At 51.3% G+C, this 372-nt stretch carries 2 tRNA genes; both read right to left on the bottom strand.

The annotated features are described in order from the left end of the window. Positions 1-98: 98 nt before the first annotated feature. Positions 99-174, bottom strand: a tRNA-Trp gene (locus tag ACLRGG_RS21240). Positions 175-182: 8 nt separating this feature from the next. Then, a tRNA-Asp gene (locus ACLRGG_RS21245) sits at positions 183-259 on the bottom strand. Positions 260-372 lie beyond the last annotated feature (113 nt).

Consider the following 372-nt stretch of genomic DNA (forward strand, 5'->3'; position numbering starts at 1 on the left):
GGAGAGAGGAGAGAGGAGAGAGTATAATCGCGTAAATATAGGGAAGTACTTTTATTCCATGCAAAAAAAATCCTTCGCAGATGCAAAGGATTATTTTCTGGCAGGGGCGGAGGGACTCGAACCCCCAACACCCGGTTTTGGAGACCGGTGCTCTACCAATTGAACTACGCCCCTAAATAGGGTGGCGGAACGGACGGGGCTCGAACCCGCGACCCCCTGCGTGACAGGCAGGTATTCTAACCAACTGAACTACCGCTCCACCGATTCTTTACTGAATCCAGAATGTTGCTTCTGGTATCAGGTGTTTCACCCATTCCGCGTCACCGGAGTGGTCATGACCAGCGTACTGGTCTAAATTGATGCCTGGCAGTT

The organism is Erwinia sp. PPS120 (genome assembly GCF_047918655.1).
Classification (GTDB): Bacteria; Pseudomonadota; Gammaproteobacteria; order Enterobacterales; family Enterobacteriaceae; genus Erwinia; species Erwinia tasmaniensis_A.